This window comes from Comamonas sp. FG99 (assembly GCF_057808605.1).
The window spans coordinates 123,765-139,420 of sequence record NZ_JBMDII010000006.1; the positions used below are offsets into that span (position 1 = coordinate 123,765).

At 64.3% G+C, this 15,656-nt stretch carries 17 protein-coding genes; all 17 read right to left on the minus strand.

All coding sequences use genetic code 11. The annotated features are described in order from the left end of the window. The 17 genes from trbG to ACODRX_RS06275 all read right to left on the minus strand — a co-directional run bounded on the left by trbG (position 1) and on the right by ACODRX_RS06275 (position 15,646). Positions 1-999 carry a P-type conjugative transfer protein TrbG gene (trbG, locus tag ACODRX_RS06195; RefSeq protein WP_488870259.1) on the minus strand — a complete coding sequence of 333 codons (999 nt, stop codon included), beginning with the start codon at positions 997-999 and terminating at the stop codon, positions 1-3. Next, complete coding sequence (gene trbF / locus ACODRX_RS06200) at positions 996-1,700, minus strand: conjugal transfer protein TrbF (RefSeq protein WP_488870261.1); 705 nt, start codon at positions 1,698-1,700, stop codon at positions 996-998. The genes trbG and trbF overlap by 4 nt, the downstream gene beginning before the upstream one ends. Before the next feature lie 11 nt (positions 1,701-1,711). Continuing rightward, positions 1,712-3,010 carry a P-type conjugative transfer protein TrbL gene (gene trbL / locus ACODRX_RS06205; protein ID WP_488870263.1) on the minus strand — a complete coding sequence of 433 codons (1,299 nt, stop codon included), beginning with the start codon at positions 3,008-3,010 and terminating at the stop codon, positions 1,712-1,714. 12 nt (positions 3,011-3,022) lie between these two features. Next, positions 3,023-3,802 (minus strand): P-type conjugative transfer protein TrbJ, encoded by a 780-nt coding sequence (gene trbJ / locus ACODRX_RS06210; RefSeq protein WP_488870264.1) that lies wholly within the window; start codon positions 3,800-3,802, stop codon positions 3,023-3,025. Continuing rightward, positions 3,799-6,240, minus strand: coding sequence for a conjugal transfer protein TrbE (gene trbE / locus ACODRX_RS06215; protein ID WP_488870266.1), 2,442 nt, complete (start codon positions 6,238-6,240; stop codon positions 3,799-3,801). Before trbE ends, trbJ begins: the two co-directional genes overlap by 4 nt. A gap of 11 nt (positions 6,241-6,251) precedes the next feature. Continuing rightward, positions 6,252-6,524, minus strand: a complete 273-nt coding sequence (locus ACODRX_RS06220) for a VirB3 family type IV secretion system protein (protein WP_488870268.1) — start codon at positions 6,522-6,524, stop codon at positions 6,252-6,254. Further along, complete coding sequence (locus tag ACODRX_RS06225) at positions 6,521-6,907, minus strand: TrbC/VirB2 family type IV secretion system protein (protein ID WP_488870270.1); 387 nt, start codon at positions 6,905-6,907, stop codon at positions 6,521-6,523. Before ACODRX_RS06225 ends, ACODRX_RS06220 begins: the two co-directional genes overlap by 4 nt. Then, complete coding sequence (trbB, locus tag ACODRX_RS06230; RefSeq protein ID WP_488870272.1) at positions 6,904-7,923, minus strand: P-type conjugative transfer ATPase TrbB; 1,020 nt, start codon at positions 7,921-7,923, stop codon at positions 6,904-6,906. The genes ACODRX_RS06225 and trbB overlap by 4 nt, the downstream gene beginning before the upstream one ends. Then, complete coding sequence (locus tag ACODRX_RS06235) at positions 7,920-8,387, minus strand: CopG family transcriptional regulator (protein WP_488870274.1); 468 nt, start codon at positions 8,385-8,387, stop codon at positions 7,920-7,922. The genes trbB and ACODRX_RS06235 overlap by 4 nt, the downstream gene beginning before the upstream one ends. Then, on the minus strand, positions 8,384-10,399 hold the full coding sequence (locus ACODRX_RS06240) for a conjugal transfer protein TraG (protein ID WP_488870276.1): 2,016 nt from the start codon (positions 10,397-10,399) through the stop codon (positions 8,384-8,386). Before ACODRX_RS06240 ends, ACODRX_RS06235 begins: the two co-directional genes overlap by 4 nt. A gap of 239 nt (positions 10,400-10,638) precedes the next feature. Further along, a complete protein-coding gene (locus tag ACODRX_RS06245) occupies positions 10,639-10,869 on the minus strand; it encodes an EexN family lipoprotein (RefSeq protein WP_488870277.1) in 231 nt (76 codons plus the stop codon). 38 nt (positions 10,870-10,907) lie between these two features. After that, entirely contained in the window at positions 10,908-11,822 is a 915-nt protein-coding gene (locus ACODRX_RS06250; protein ID WP_488870279.1) for a LysR family transcriptional regulator, read from the minus strand. Between the two features lie 107 nt (positions 11,823-11,929). Next, positions 11,930-12,862, minus strand: coding sequence for an electron transfer flavoprotein subunit alpha/FixB family protein (locus ACODRX_RS06255; protein ID WP_488870281.1), 933 nt, complete (start codon positions 12,860-12,862; stop codon positions 11,930-11,932). Positions 12,863-12,896: 34 nt separating this feature from the next. Then, the gene (locus tag ACODRX_RS06260; protein ID WP_488870282.1) at positions 12,897-13,646 is read right to left on the minus strand and encodes an electron transfer flavoprotein subunit beta/FixA family protein; all 750 of its coding nucleotides are present in this window, start codon (positions 13,644-13,646) and stop codon (positions 12,897-12,899) included. Positions 13,647-13,853: 207 nt separating this feature from the next. Then, positions 13,854-14,207 (minus strand): TfoX/Sxy family protein, encoded by a 354-nt coding sequence (locus ACODRX_RS06265; RefSeq protein ID WP_488870283.1) that lies wholly within the window; start codon positions 14,205-14,207, stop codon positions 13,854-13,856. Positions 14,208-14,276: 69 nt separating this feature from the next. Then, complete coding sequence (locus ACODRX_RS06270; protein ID WP_488870285.1) at positions 14,277-15,077, minus strand: SDR family NAD(P)-dependent oxidoreductase; 801 nt, start codon at positions 15,075-15,077, stop codon at positions 14,277-14,279. Positions 15,078-15,109: 32 nt separating this feature from the next. Continuing rightward, positions 15,110-15,646: a gamma carbonic anhydrase family protein gene (locus ACODRX_RS06275; RefSeq protein WP_488870287.1), complete on the minus strand. Its 537-nt coding sequence runs from the start codon at positions 15,644-15,646 to the stop codon at positions 15,110-15,112. Positions 15,647-15,656 lie beyond the last annotated feature (10 nt).

Genomic DNA, 15,656 nt, shown 5'->3' on the forward strand with positions numbered 1-15,656 from the left:
TCAGTCCCTCCGCTTGCCATCGGTGCGCTCGATGCGCACCACGTCGCCCTCACCTTTCCCATTTCCGCCGCCCAGGCGCAGCTCCGCCGCGCCGAACAGCCGATCCACGATCAGGTACGGCGAGCGGAAACGGTAGTTGACGAGTTGGCCGTCGCCCTGCGCACCGATGACGAACAGCGGCGGCAGTTCACCTTGTGCGATGCCCGCCGGAAACTGCAAATAGACCTTCTGCCCATCATCAAAGGCGCGCTCGGGCTTCCATGAGGGATTGCTGCCGCTGATCGCGTAGCGAAAACGGATCTTCTCCAGCGACAGGCCGCTATCGACCGGAGCGGCGGCGCTGGCCGCTAGCGCCTGGCGCTGCAGGGCCAGCATCCTGTCCTTCGGATACTCCCAGGACACCGAGGCCATCCACGTCTTCTCGGTCGAGGCCAGTTCCAGCAGGTAGGTGCGCCGATTGGTGGTAATGACCAGATTGGTCTTGAGCCCCGAACGGATGGGTTTCACCATCACATGGACGCGCACGTCGGCGCCGGAGCCGCTGGAGGTGTCCCCTACGATCCAGCGCACCGTGTCCCCCGCGGCCACCGTCACCAGCTCTTCGCCGGGCTGGAGCGCCACCACGGTCACGCGGCCGACAGCCGCATAGACCTGGTACAGCGCGCCATCGGTGAAGGGCCACACCTGGATCGCGTTCACATAGCCCTCGCGCGTGGGGGCGACACGGGCCTCCGTGTTCGCACGGGTCACGCGCACCTTCTCATCGGGCGATTCCGGCGTGGTCTTGGCATCGCCGCCAGTCAGTGGCTTCATCTGCCCAGGCAGTGCCAGCGGCTCGGGCACCGTGACCACCTCCACCGGCTTGGGCACCTCGGGCAAGGGCTGGGCCTGCACCGGATCATCGAGCGAGATGGTGGGAGGCGGCGTGCCCTGCGTGGCGCAGCCCGCCAGGGCAACGATCATCAACGGCAAGGCGGATTTACCGAAATGCGGATTCATGGCTTGGCTCCTTCGGAAGATTCGAGTTCACGGCTCCACGCCAGGCCGTTGACGTAGATACCCAGGGGGTTCTTGCGCACGCGCTGCTCGGTGCGCGGGGTCTGCTGCACGATGGACACCACGGCGTTCCAGCGCTCGGTGCGATCCAGGGCTCCGTTCACGTAGCGCGTCTCCGTCCAGCGCACGTTGAAAGACGAGTCGCTGGCGCGGGTCACGGAAGTGATTTGCACCGTCACCGACTCCTTGCCGATGCGCGCGAACGGGTCATTCACCCGGGCGTAGTCGTTCAAGACGGCCGCGCCCTTGTCGGTGGCGTAGTCATAGGCATCGAGCCAGTTCTGCCTTACCACAATGGGGTCGATGGACAGGCCACGCACCAGCCCGATGAATCGGCCCAGGTGGTAGGCCACCTGGGCGTCGCTGGGCTGGTACGGTGTGGCGGCCTCGCCGACGGCCCGCACCTGTCCAGCGTTGTCCACCTCGATGACGTAAGGCGTCACGATGGACTGCGCCGAGCGCCAGACCAGGCCGCCGGCCATCAGCAGCGCAAGGCCGAGGCAGCCAAAGGCAACGAAGCGCCAGTTTTTGGCCTGCACGCGGGCCGAACCAATGCGGTCATCCCAGACCTGTGCGGCGGATTGGTACGGGGTGGCGGGCTGCGGCGTATCGCCGTAGCGCACCTGCGGTCGTTTAAATCGCATGGGGGTTCTCCTTATGAGTCGGAATCACGCAGGCTTGGCCCCTGACTGGTGCTGCAGCCATCGCCACTGCGCAATGCATGGGCCGTGGTCGTGGCGGCATGGGTGAGCTGCTGCCTGCGATGCAAGCGCTTGGCCCAGGCGGGCTGTTCGGCAGCGGCAGACGCTGTGGAATCGGCTGCGCCCTGCGGGCCGCCAGATGCGGCGGCGCCATCGGGCCGGAAGGAGGCGGCGTAGCGCTCTTTCATCGAGCGCGCACCAGTGCGGGCCACATTGCCGAGACCAGCGGCAGCGCCCTGGATGCCACCGCCTGCTGCGGTGGACCCGGTCTGGTACGCTGACCTGGCGCTGCTGGCGGTCGATGCCGCCATGCGGGCAGCACTCGGGGTCATGCGTGCGCCCGCGGCCACCGCGCCGCCAACACCGGCCGCTGCCGCACCCACGCCTACAGCAGCTCCTGCAGCGCCCAGCGTAGCCCCGGCCATCGCGCCTGCGCCGAGCTGCGGCCCGCCCGATACCAGCCCGGACGCAATCCCGGGCCCAAAGATGCCTAGGGCCAGCACGGCCAGTGACGCCAGCATGATGACCAGCGCCTGATCCACCGAGGGTTCCGCCCCGGCCGGCACCTTGAACTCGGCAAACAGCCCGGTGCCGATCCCCACGATGACAGCGAGCACCAGTACCTTGATTCCCGACGAGATCACATTGCCCAGCACCTTCTCAGCCAGGAATGCCGTCTTGTTCCACAGCGCGAATGGCACCAGCACAAAGCCTGCCAACGTGGTCAGCTTGAATTCGATCAGCGTCACAAAGAGCTGTACCGCCAGCACGAAGAACGTCAGAATGACGATGAACCAGGCGAGGAACAGCACCACGATGATGTCGATATTGGCAAACACCTCGGGGAACCCCGCCAGCTTGCCGATCTGCTCGAAGATCGGCGCAGCGGCATCGATACCCGTCTTGGCCAGTCTGCCCGGCTGCAGGAAGTTGCCCATGCTCAAGGTCGAGCCGCTGGCCGTCAGGCCCAGCCCGGCAAAGGATCGAAACAGGATGCCGGCCAGCGTGTTGAAGTTACCGATGATGTAGGCGAAGGCCCCCACATACAGCACCTTGCGGATCAGCTTGGCGATCACGTCCTCGCCCTGACCGCTGGCATGGCCCAACGCCCAGAACAGCCCGGCGAGCGTCATGTCGACGACGATCAGCGTGGCTGTCAGGAATGCCACCTCACCCTGCAGCAGCCCGAACCCCGAGTCGATGTAGCGCGAGAACGTGTCGAGGAAGCGGTCAATGACCGCAACGTCGTTCATGGCTCGGCCCCGTCAGCGGCTGTAGAAGTTGACGGTCTGCGGCGTGTACGGCGTGCCTTCGCCGATGAAGCGCCGCCGCACCTCGCGGGCGCGCTCGGTCGCCGCCGCCTGTCGTGCCAGTTCCAGCGAAGCGGCACGATCCTGCGTGAGCTGCAGGCGCTGCGTCTGGATGGACTGTTTGGCCTGCAAGGCCAGCAACTGGTTCGTGGACTGCATGGCCTGCAAAGCCCCGACGGCCGACTGGCTCTGGCCCACCAGATCGGCCAGCACCCCTTCGTCGTCCTGGAGGTTCTGTGATGCCTGGGCCTGCATCTGCATGGCAGTCTGCAAGCCGGTAAGCGTGTTCTTCCAGCGCTCCTGGGCGTCCTTGTACATCTGGTCGCCGCTGACGGTGGCCGCGTACTGCTCCGGATACAGCCGCCGGAACATCTGGTCCATGTTCGCCAGGTCGTAGGCCATGCCCTTGGCCTGGGCGATCAGCCGCTGGGTCTGCGCCAGGTTGCTGCGCAGCCGGTTGACCACATTGAACGGCAGGCTGGCCAGGTTACGGGCCTGGTTGATCAGCATCTGGGCTTCGTTCTGCAACTGCTTGATCTGGTTGTTGATCTCCTCCAGCATGCGCACGGCGGTCAGCGTGTTCTGCACATAGTTCGTGGGGTCGAACACGATGCGGCCCCCTCCCCCGCCACCCAAGCCAAACAGTGCATGAGCGGGCTGAGCGGTGCAGAAAGCCAGGGCACTGGCAACGGCCAGCGCGGTTAGCCGGGAAGTGAATGCGGTACGGGTTGTCATGGCGAGATCTCCTGGGGTTGCGAGGAAGGAAACGAGGTCAGCAGGTCGGCGGCCCAGCGCAGGCCGCGATGGCGCAGCCAGCCGGCAGCGAAATCAGAGGAACCCGATGCGGCGAGCACCGCATCGATGTCACGCTGGTCCTGGGGTGTGGACGCGCCCGCGAAGGCCAGTGCCGCCGGCCCCAGGTCAAGGTCGAACAGGCGGTTGCCGAGGCGGGACTGGTAGTAGTAGTCGCGCTTGGGCTGCGCCGTGGCGACGATCTCGATCTGGCGCGAGTTCAAGCCGAAGCCCTCGTAGATCGTCCGGATCTGCGGCTCGAAGGCCTGCGGATTGGGCAGGAAGATGCGGCTCGCGCAGCTTTCGACAATCGCGGGCGCGATGCTCGAATCCTTGATGTCCGCCAGCGACTGCGTGGCGAAGATCACCGACACGTTTTTCTTGCGCAGCGTCTTGAGCCACTGGCGGATACGAGCCGCAAACACCGGGTCGTCGAGAAACAGCCACGCTTCATCGAGGATCAGCAGCGTGGGTGCACCGTCGAAGCGTTCATCAAAGCACGCAAAGAGGTAATGCAGCACGGCCATGACGGCAGCCTTGCTGTGCATCAGCCCCTCCATCTCGAAGCACTGCACCGCGCCGGAACCCAGGCGATCGACATCCGCATCCAGCAGCTTGCCGTGGGTACCGCCCAGCACATAGGGTGCCAGTGCCTGGCGCAGCGTGTTGGATTGCAGCAGCACGGACAGCCCGGTCATCGTGCGCTGCTCCACCGGCGCACCGGCGAGGCTACCCAGCGCCGACCAGATGGCGGCCTTCTCATCGGGGCCAACCGCCACGCCTTCGTGCAGCAAGCGGCCTTCGATCCATTCGGCGGCCCAGGTGCGGTAGCCCCCGCGGTCGATGTGCGCTAAGGGCTGGAAGGCGATTTCTCCATCCGTGCCCAGGTCGTAGTGCTCACCGCCCAGCCCGAGGATGGTTGCGCGCATCGAACGGCCCATGTCGAAGGCGAAGATGCGCGAGCCAAGGTAGCGCCGGAACTGCATCGCCAAGGTGACGAGCAGCACCGACTTGCCCATGCCGGTTGGCCCGGCCACCAGCGTGTGACCCACGTCCCCGATGTGCGTGACCAGCCGGAACGGCGTGGCGCCTTCGGTGCGGGTCACGATCAGCGGCGGGCCGCCCAGGTGATCGTTCCGCTCTGGTCCGGCCCACACGGCGGACACCGGCATCAGGTGCGCCAGATTCAGCGTCGAGACGATGGGCTGGCGCACGTTCGCGTAGGCATGGCCCGGAATCGATGACAGCCACGCATCGACCGCATTCAAGGTTTCAGGGATCGTCACAAAGCCCCGGCCCTGGATCACCCGTTCCACCATACGCAGTTTCTCGTCGGCGGCGGCCGGGTTGGCATCGAGCACTGTCACCGTGGTGGTGACGTAGCCGAAGGCCACCTGGTCGCTGCCCAGTTCCTGCAAGGCCGCGTCGGCGTCGGTCGCCTTGTTGCTCGCATCGGTATCGACCAGCGGCGTTTCCTGCTGGAAGATGGTTTCGCGCAGCAGCGCAATGACGTTCTTGCGCTTGGCGAACCACTGGCGGCGCAGGCGGGCGAGTTCCTTTTCCGCCTCGGCCTTGTCCATGCACAGGAAGCGAGTTGACCAACGGTACGCAAATCCCAGGCGGTTGAGGTCGTCCAGCATCCCCGGCCAGGTCGAGGTCGGGAAGCCCCGCACGGTCGCCACGCGCAGGTGCTGGTCGCCCAGCATGGGCGCCAGCCCGCCGATCAGCGCGGAGTCCGTCAGCAGTGCGTCGATGTGGAATGGCACCTCAGGCACGCCCACGCGGTCGCGCCGCGTCGAGATAGTGGCGTGCAGATAGGTCAGCGTCTGCGCGTCATCCAGCCAGGCGATTTCCGGTATCACGCCATCGAGCAGGTCAAACACCCGATCCGTCTCCGCGATGAAGGCGGTCAGGCGCCCCCTCCAATCTGGCCAGTCCACGCCTTCGGTGGGACGGTTCTCGTACAACATGCCCGCCGCGCGGGCGTGGGATTCCTCGGGCGGCAGGTACACCAGCGTCAGGTGGTAGCCGCTCTCGAAGTGGTTGCCCGAGTCCTCGAAGGCGGCTCGGCGTTCTTCGTCCACCAGCCACGAAAGCGGCTCGGGAAACTCCGAGCGTGGATAGTCGGCGGCAGCGCGGCGCTCGGCCTCGATGAACAGCGCCCAGCCCGAGCCCAGCCGGCGCAGCGCGTTGTTCAAGCGGGCCGACGTGGCGATCAACTCGCCTTGCGTGGCGCTGTCGAGGTCAGGCCCGCGGAACCGGGCCGTGCGCTGGAAGCTCCCGTCCTTATTCAAGACGACGCCCAGCGCCACCAGCCCGGCCCACGGTAGCCAGTCGGCCAGCAGCGCGGGCCGCTGGCGGTATTCAGCAAGGTTCAGCATGGCAGCATCCCCTACACGTCCAGCAGCGGCCGGTGCTTGATGTGGCGCGCAAAGACCTGCAAGAACTGCGGATCGACGCGCGCGCCCCACACGGCCAGCGCGTGGCCGCCGATCCAGAGCACCACGCCCGGAATCCACAGTTGCAGGCCCAGCCCGACGGCAGCGGCCAGCGTGCCGTTGGCAATCGCCACGGTGCGCGGCGCGCCGCCCAGCAGGATGGGCTCGGTCAGCGAGCGGTGCAACGGCACCTCGAAGCCAGGCATTCCATCGTGCGGCGCGTTCATACGACCGCTCCGCCAGAGAAACTAAAAAACGACAGGAAGAAGCTCGAAGCCGCGAACGCGATGGACAGGCCAAAGACGATCTGGATCAGCTTGCGGAAACCGCCCGACGTATCGCCAAAGGCCAGCGCCAGGCCCGTGGCAATGATGACGATCACCGCGATGATCCGCGCCACCGGCCCCTGGATGGATTCGAGGATGGACTGCAGTGGCCCTTCCCAGGGCATTGAGGAACCGGCGGCCTGCGCGGTGCCCGCGAGCAGCAGCATCAGCGCTGAGAACATCAGGCCCTGCAGGGTTGGCCGAGCCAGCCCATCCGGCAGGGCAGAGCCCGCATGGCAGGAAGCCGGTTTTGCAGAAATTCGGAAAGCATCAGCACGCGTCATGGAAGTTCTCCAGGTGGGGTTGGGGATAGGAAATCGATGGGAGGAAGCTCGGGCGCCAGCGCGTCTTCCAGCTGGTAGCCCGCGCCGTCGAAGCCAACGACGCGGGCAATGCTCTCGATGCGGCGCTTGCGTCCACGCCCGGCGATGTGGATCACCACATTCACGGCCTCGGCGATCAGCGCCCGCGGCGGGTTCACCGCCACTTCGAGGATTAGTTGCTCCAGGCGCAGCAGTGCGCCCAGCGCGGAGCCGGCATGGATGGTGGCGATGCCGCCGGGATGGCCGGTGCCCCAGACCTTGATGAGATCCAGCGCCTCGGGGCCACGCACCTCGCCAACGACGACGCGATCCGGGCGCAGGCGCATGGACGAGCGCACCAGCTCGGTCATGGACACCACGCCCTGGCGCGTGCGCAGCGGCACATGGTCCTGGGCCGCGCACTGCAGTTCCACCGTGTCTTCGAGCACCAGCACGCGGTCGCCGGTGGCGGCGATTTCGGCGAGCAAGGCATTGGCCAAGGTGGTCTTACCCGTGCTGGTACCGCCGGCGATCAGGACGTTCTGGCGCTCGCGCACGGCCTGCACCAGAAAGACCGCCTGCTCGGCGGTCATCATTCCGTCCTCGATGTAGCGCGACAGCGGGATCACACCCACGGCACGCTTGCGCAGCGCGAAGGCCGGGCCTGGCGCCGCAGGCGGCAGGATGCCCTCAAAGCGCTCGCCTGTCTCGGGCAGTTCGGCTGACAGCAGCGGCTGACCACGATGGACTTCCGCGCCTACATGCGCTGCTACGAGTCGGATGATGCGTTCGCCATCGGCTTCGGACAGCTCCACGCCCATCGGTGCGCGGCCGGAAGACAGCCGATCAATCCAGAGCGTCCGGTCGGGGTTGAGCATGATTTCCACCACGTCCGGGTCTTCCAGCGCGGCGGCGATCAGCGGCCCCATGGCGGTGCGCAGCATCTGGATGCGGCGGTCGAGAGCAGTGCTGGCACAGGTTGGTGGAGTGGCTGTCATGGCGCGGATTCCTCGCTGGGTGATGCGGCGGTTGCTGGGGTGTGCGTAGTGGTGGATGCGGGATGCCGTTCTTCCGTCACCTCCCGCACTAGGCTGCGCCCGCGCAGCAGATGGCGGCCGAGCTGTTCAACGAACTGCTCGAAGCGCGCCTTGCCCTGGGCGCGTGCGGCGTCCTGGTGGGCCTCGGGGATGGGAGTGCTCACGGTCAGGTAGTAGCGGATGAACAAGGCCAGCGTCTCGATCTGGATGGTCTGGTCGCGCTCCAGCCGTTCGGCCACCCGTGACAGCCGGTCGAGCCGTTTGGCGATCACCGTTTCGCGCTGGTCTGCCCCCTCGGGCGACAGCCAGGACGCCAAAGCGGCGGCAACGATGCTGGACTTGGACACGCCCTTGGTTGCGGCCAACTCGCCCAGGCGTTTGGCGTGCTCATGCTGGATAAAGAGGTTCAAGCGGTGCTGAGTCATAGGTCAATGCCGTCGTTGGGATCAAGGGAAGCCAGCCGGGCCGTGCGCTGTAGGGCTGGATCAAGCTGGTGTGGAAGGGAAAGAGGGGGGTCGTCGTCATCGAGCAGCCCCAGGTCGCTGGACATTGGCTCCAGATCGAGGTGGTATTCGGCGGCTTCGGAAAGCTCCGGCTGCCGGCGCGGGCCGCCGTCATCGGCGGTGCCCAGTTGCACCAGGCCCTCAATGGACGCCATCGCTGGAGCGGCGGGCACAGCGGGAATCGCCAGCCCGCTCCAGTCATCAGGCCGAGGTGGTGGTGCGTCGGCATACCGCCCGCCAACGCCAACCGCCAGCACCGGTGGCGGCAGCACACGCGGCTTGAAATTCGCATCCGCGTAGTAGCGCAGCTTCTTGGCCTTGATCGGCGCCACGCTGGAGACCATCACCACGGCCTCGTCGGGCGGCAGTTGCATGACTTCGCCGGGCGTGAGCAGCGGGCGGGCCGTTTCCTGCCGTGACACCATCAGGTGTCCCAGCCACGGCGCGAGCCGGTGCCCCGCATAGTTGCGCTGCGCGCGCAGTTCGGTCGCGGTGCCCAGGGTTTCGGAAATGCGCTTGGCCGTGCGTTCGTCGTTCGTGGCGAAGGTCACGCGCACATGGCAGTTGTCGAGGATCGAATGGTTCTGGCCGTAGGCTTTGTCGATCTGGTTCAGGCTCTGCGCGATCAGGAAGCTGCGGATGCCGTAGCCCGTCATGAAGGCCAGTGCCGTCTCGAAAAAATCGAACCGTCCCAGCGCCGGGAACTCGTCGAGCATCAGCAGCAGCTTGTGGCGGCGCTGGATGCCGTCGCTCCCATCCAGCGATTCGGTGAGGCGGCGGCCGATCTGGTTCAGAATTAGGCGGATCAGCGGCTTGGTGCGGCTGATGTCCGAAGGCGGCACCACCAGGTACAGCGATGCCGGGTGCTCCGCGGAGATAAGATCCGCAATGCGCCAATCGCAGCGCGAGGTGACTTCGGCCACCGTGGGGTCACGGTACAGGCCCAGGAACGACATGGCCGTGGACAGGACGCCGGAGCGCTCGTTGTCGCTCTTGTTCAGAACCTCGCGTGCCGCCGATGTCACGACCGGGTGTGGCTGCTCACCCAGGTGGGGCGTGGTCATCATCCGATGCAGGGTCAGCTCAAAAGGACTGGCCGGATCGCTGAGAAAGTTCGCCACACCGCGCAGCGTCTTGTCCTCACCCGCGTAGAGCACGTGCAGGATGGTGCCGACCAGCAGTGCATGGGAGGTCTTCTCCCAGTGGTTGCGCTTTTCTAAAGCGCCTTCGGGGTCGACCAGGATGTCCGCGATGTTCTGCACATCGCGCACTTCGTGCACACCGCGCCGAACCTCCAGCAGCGGGTTGTAGGCGGCCGACTGGCTGTCCGTGGGGTTGAACAGCAGGCAGTGGCTGAAACGGCTGCGCCAGCCGGCGGTGATTTGCCAGTTCTCTCCCTTGATGTCGTGGATCACGGCGGACGCGGGCCAGGACAGCAGGGTCGGCACCACCAGCCCCACGCCCTTGCCCATGCGCGGCGGTGCGAACAGCAGGATGTTCTCGGGACCGTTGTGCCGCAGGTACTGGTCGCCGCGCCGCCCCAGGAAAACGCCTGCCGACTGGTCCAGACCCGCCTTGCGGATGTCCTCCGCGTTCGCCCACCGTGCTGTGCCGTAGGTGGTGACCAGCTTGGACTGGCGCGAGCGCCAGATGGACATGCCGATGGCAACCAGCATGGCAACGAGGCCGCTACCCGCGGCAATGGCGCCGCCAATATCGAACACCTGCGGCGCATAGGCGTCAAAGAAGAACCACCACTCGAACAAACGCCAGGGGTGATAGATGGGCGTTCCCAGCAGATCGAACCAGGGCGAGCCCAGGCGCAGTTGGTGGCCCAGCGCGGCGGCCGTCCATTGCGTGGCGCTCCAGATGCCGGCGATCACGATGCCGAATACCACGGCGATCTGACCGAACAGCACGTTCGTTCCCTGCATTCCCTGCCTCCGATCTCGGCACAAAATTCACGGCACGAAGGTGTGCCTGTGCGCCAAGGATCAAGGTGGGAGCAAGGGCCGGTCAAAGGCCGGAGTGACGGAGATTGAGGCTAAAAAAGCCAGAACCCATGTAGCAGAAAACACAATCAAAACGCCGCAGGCCCGAAAGCGCTGCGGCGTAGCGAGGTAACAGTGCGCAACTTGTCGTGGCCAGGCCACGCGGATGCGCTGAGGGGTGGCTATTGGGGCTTTTGTTGCTCCGGGCGCTCGCCGTGGAAGCGCCGCTTGTAGGCATAGGCAGCGCGCATGCAGATGTCGTCATTGACCTTGGCACGGTCTTCCTTGCACAGACGCTGGATTTCTTCGAGGCGCTTGGGATTGGCCACCAGTTCGTCCACGGTGTCGGTGGGCTTGGACGGGCCGCAGGCGGTGAGTACAGCGGCGGTCAACAACAGCAAGGCTTTGTACATGGCAAACATCCTTTCCGTGGGGAGGTATTGAAGGAGCACTACGAATCGTCAGCAGCGTCATCACCACTGCTGGCGTCCGCGCCCCGGACCCGTTCCATGAACCGGGCCAGCATGGGAGTGGGCTCGGCATCCCGACGCAGTAGGTAGGTGGTCAACATAGGTGAGCAGCCCGCCAGTTGTCGACCTTTGACGCCGGGCTCCCGGTTGGCGGCAAGATGTGCCGCCCCGGCAAAGCCAACGGCTAGCCCCGCGGACACCAAGACCATCATCACGTCGAACGAAGCCACGCGCTGGCGGATCCGTAGTTCCTCGTCGCGCTTTTGCAAAAAGCGATCCACCTGTTGGGTATAGCCCTGGCATGCAGCAGGATCACCCAGCACCAGTTGCTGCTCCAATACCTTATCCAGCGGAACGTGGCGGTGCTCCAGCAGTGGATGGCGGGAGGACAGTGCCACCATCAATTCGTCCTGCCAGGCGGGCGTGGCGATGATCCCTTTGTCCACGGCATCCGACATGGCAAAGCCAATGTCGTACAGATCGTCGTGCAAACCCGCGATTTGCTGATCCAGCGACACTTCGAGCAGCCGGATTTCCACTTCCGGTTCTTCTTCGCGGCATTGCGCCAATAAGGTAGACAGGCGGGCTGGCGTGATGCAGTCGGACAAAGCAATGCGCAACTGTCCCTGGAATCCATTGGCTGCGGATTTAACACCGTCGCGCGCCTGCTCCAGGGCGGCGAAGATGCGCGGCACCCGCTCCTTGAATGCCTTGCCTGCCTGAGTCAGCTGTGTATTGCGCGTGGTGCGGGTAAAGAGCTTCGCGCCCAATTCGCCCTCCAGCTCTCTGATCGTGCGGGAAAAGGCGGATTGATCGACGTGCATCTTTTGTGCTGCTCGGCCAAAGTGGAGTTCTTCAGCCAAGGCTAGAAAGCAGCGTAAATGTCTGAGCTCCATGGCAACTTCTCTCCCTTGTACCCTTGTTTCGTCACCCCTCCAGCAGTTCCTTGGTCAGCACCGCCCCCCGGCTTGACGAGCCCCCGAGCGGCAACCCCAGCGATGGCTCAGAGCGCCCTGACCATCTCGGGCACGGCAGCGAACAGGTCCGCCTCCAGTCCATAGTCGGCCACCGAGAAGATCGGCGCCTCGGGGTCCTTGTTGATCGCCACGATGACCTTGGAGTCCTTCATGCCGGCCAGGTGCTGGATGGCGCCCGAGATGCCGCAGGCGATGTACAGCTGCGGCGCCACGATCTTGCCGGTCTGGCCGACCTGCAGGTCGTTGGGGGCGTAGCCCGCGTCCACCGCGGCGCGGCTGGCACCGATGGCGGCGCCCAGCTTGTCGGCCAGCGGGGTGATGACTTCCTTGAACTTCTCTTCGCTGCCCAGCGCGCGGCCGCCCGAGACGATGATCTTGGCGGCCGTCAGCTCGGGACGGTCGTTCTTGACGATTTCGGCGCCCACGAAGCTGCTCTTGCCGGAATCGGCTGCGGCGGCAACGGTTTCGACCGCGGCGCTGCCGCCGGTGGCGGCCGCGGCGTCGAAGCCGGTGCCGCGCACGGTGATGACCTTGGTGGCGTCGCCCGACTGCACGGTGGCGATGGCGTTGCCGGCGTAGATGGGGCGCTCGAAGGTGTCGGGGCCGTCGACCTTGGTGATGTCGCTGATCTGGGCGACGTCGAGCTTGGCGGCGACGCGGGGGGCCACGTTCTTGCCGCCGGCGGTGGCGGGGAACAGGATGTGGCTGTAGTTGCCGGCAATCGCCAGCACCTGCGCGGCGACGTTCTCGGCCAGGCCATTCTTCAGGCTCGCGCCGTCGGCGTGGATGACCTTGGCGACGCCGGCGATCTGGGCGGCGGCGGCGGCAGCAGCGCCAGCGTTCTCGCCGGCGACGAGCACGTGCACGTCACCGCCGCAGGCCTTGGCGGCCGTCACGGTGTTGAGGGTGGCGCTCTTGATGCTGGCGTTGTCGTGTTCTGCAATAACGAGTGCGGTCATGGCTTGTGTCCTTTCGATGTTGTTGTGCCTAGCCTTAGATGACCTTGGCTTCGTTCTTGAGCTTGTCGATGAGGGTGGCCACGTCGGGCACCTTGACGCCAGCGCCGCGCTTGGGCGGCTCGGAGACCTTCAGGGTCTTGATGCGGGGCGCGACGTCCACGCCCAGGTCTTCGGGCTTGAAGGTGTCGAGCTGCTTCTTCTTGGCCTTCATGATGTTGGGCAGCGTGACGTAGCGCGGCTCGTTCAGGCGCAGGTCGGTGGTGATGACCGCGGGCGTGGAGAGGCTCAGGGTTTCCAGGCCGCCGTCCACTTCGCGGGTCACGCTCACCTTGTCGCCGGCGACTTCGACCTTGGAGGCGAAGGTGGCCTGCGGCAGGTCGGCCAGCGCGGCCAGCATCTGGCCGGTCTGGTTGCAGTCGTCGTCGATGGCCTGTTTGCCCAGGATCACGAGGCCGGGCTGTTCCTTGTCGACCAGGGCCTTGAGCAGCTTGGCCACGGCCAGCGGCTGCAGTTCTTCATTGGTCTCGACCAGGATGCCGCGGTCGGCACCGATGGCCATGGCGGTGCGCAGCGTTTCCTGGCACTGGGCCACGCCGCAGGAGACGGCGATCACTTCGGTGACCACGCCTTTTTCCTTCAGGCGCACGGCCTCTTCCACGGCGATCTCGTCGAAGGGGTTCATGCTCATCTTGACGTTGGCGATGTCCACGCCGCTGCCATCGGACTTCACACGCACCTTGACGTTGTAGTCCACCACCCGCTTCACCGGTACCAATACTTTCATAGAAATCCTTTGAATCTGGAAGGTAATTCACGCAGAACAAATAGTTAGGAACAGAGCCCATATTGAGGCCGCCACAAATCTCCGCAACCCGACAATGGGCAGTGGAAATGGAAAGTCAGCACCGCCGGAAAGGCATGAAGAACTGATCCCTTCGGACAAGACGCCCCACAGGGGTTTACATCAGTTGCCTGCTACGGCTGGCGTACCTCAGTGATTGCGCGTATTCAAGGCAGCTAGATACGCCAACTGCGCCCATACACAGAGCTTTTCAGGCTCTTCGATCACATGAACAGGAACCTCCCAGAACGATTTAAGTTCGCGAGCCACGCCTTCGCTCGTATAACGCAGCGGGTGCGACTTGGCCTCCACATAGTCGGCCAAGGACTCGTGATCCACTTTGAAGTAGAGGGCGCCATTCCAAATCATGGCGAAAACGTGATCATTACAATAGAGCGCCATCGCACCAAATAGCGGACGCTTACCGATTTCCGCCCAGCCTGCCAGAAGATCGATGTGGTGATCAGCTAGACTCTGCAGTCGTTCATTATTCTTCGACAACATCTTTCTCCGTATCTGGTTTGTGTGCCGCTCAACGATCTTTCTGTCGTGCAGCAACAGGTCACCGGACGCTCACGACACCCCACCCATAACGCAACTCTGCCCGCCATCGACCGGCAAACACACGCCGGTAATAAATGCAGCCTCATCCGACGCAAGAAACACCGCCGCGTTTGCGATGTCCCAAGCGGACCCCATCTTGCCGAGCGGTATTGCCTTGTTTCGCGCTGCTTGCATTTCTTCAACCGATCCATACTGCGATGCGATCTCTCGATAGATCAGCGGTGTATCGACCGCGCCAACCAAAATCGCGTTTGCACGAATCCCTTGACGAGCGTGCTGCAGAGCCACCGCTACCGTAGCTTGGTTGACGGCGGCTTTAGCTGTGTAATACGCAAAGTATGGGTAACCGGTCCAGCGAATGGACGCGAGCGACGAAATGTTGACGATGGAGCCACGGCCTTGGGAAATCATGTGTGGGAGTACCGCCTTGCAAGTGCGGTAGACGCTGCCCACGTTGATATCTAAGGAACGATGCCAAGTTGCCTCATCGAGTTCCGGTGCACCGCCCATCGCAGTGATGCCCACGTTGTTGTGCAGAATGTCGATTCGGCCAAAAGTCGCAATCGCCTGCTCTACGGCAGCCTCCACCGCGGCCATGCTAGTCACATCTGCCTGCACCGCCAGAGCCTGACCTTGCTCTCCCTGGATCAGTTCCACCGTTTCTTGCGCAGCTTTTTCTGCTTGATCTACAGCAATTACGCGAGCGCCTGCTCGCGCATAGGCTACTGCAGCTGCCTTGCCGTTGCCCCAGCCCGGACCAGATGATCCGGCCCCGAAAACGAGTGCAACCTTGTCCTGCAATCTCTTCATATGTACTCCGCCTGTTCTGGTGATAGACGCCGTCAAGAGGCGCCATCTACACGCTTGAGTTCCGCGATATAGCGACCACCGCGCTCAACATATTCGGCCGCATTGCGTAGCAAGCCCTCAATCTCCTCACTGCTGAGCACACGCAACACTTTTGCTGGCGCGCCCACAATGAGCGAGTTATCCGGGAAGCTTTTCCGTTCAAGGACGAGAGCCCCGGCGGCCACCAAGGAGTTCTTACCGATCGTGGCACCATTGAGGATCACTGCACCGATGCCGACCAACGAGCCATTCCCTACGGTACAGCCGTGAAGCATCGCCTGATGGCCTACGCTAACGTCTTCACCAATACTGAGGGTATAGCCCGGGTCGGTATGCAAAACGGCACCATCCTGAATGTTGCTGCGGGCACCAACCTTGATATGTTCGCCGTTGTCGCCCCGGATCACAGCCTGCGGCCACACGCTCGCATGTTCGCCAATATGAACGTTACCGATGACGGTGGCGCTTTCGGCTACATAGGCCCTGTTCTCCAACTTGGGCACCTCATTGCCCAGTGCATAAATCGTCATGAATTGCTCC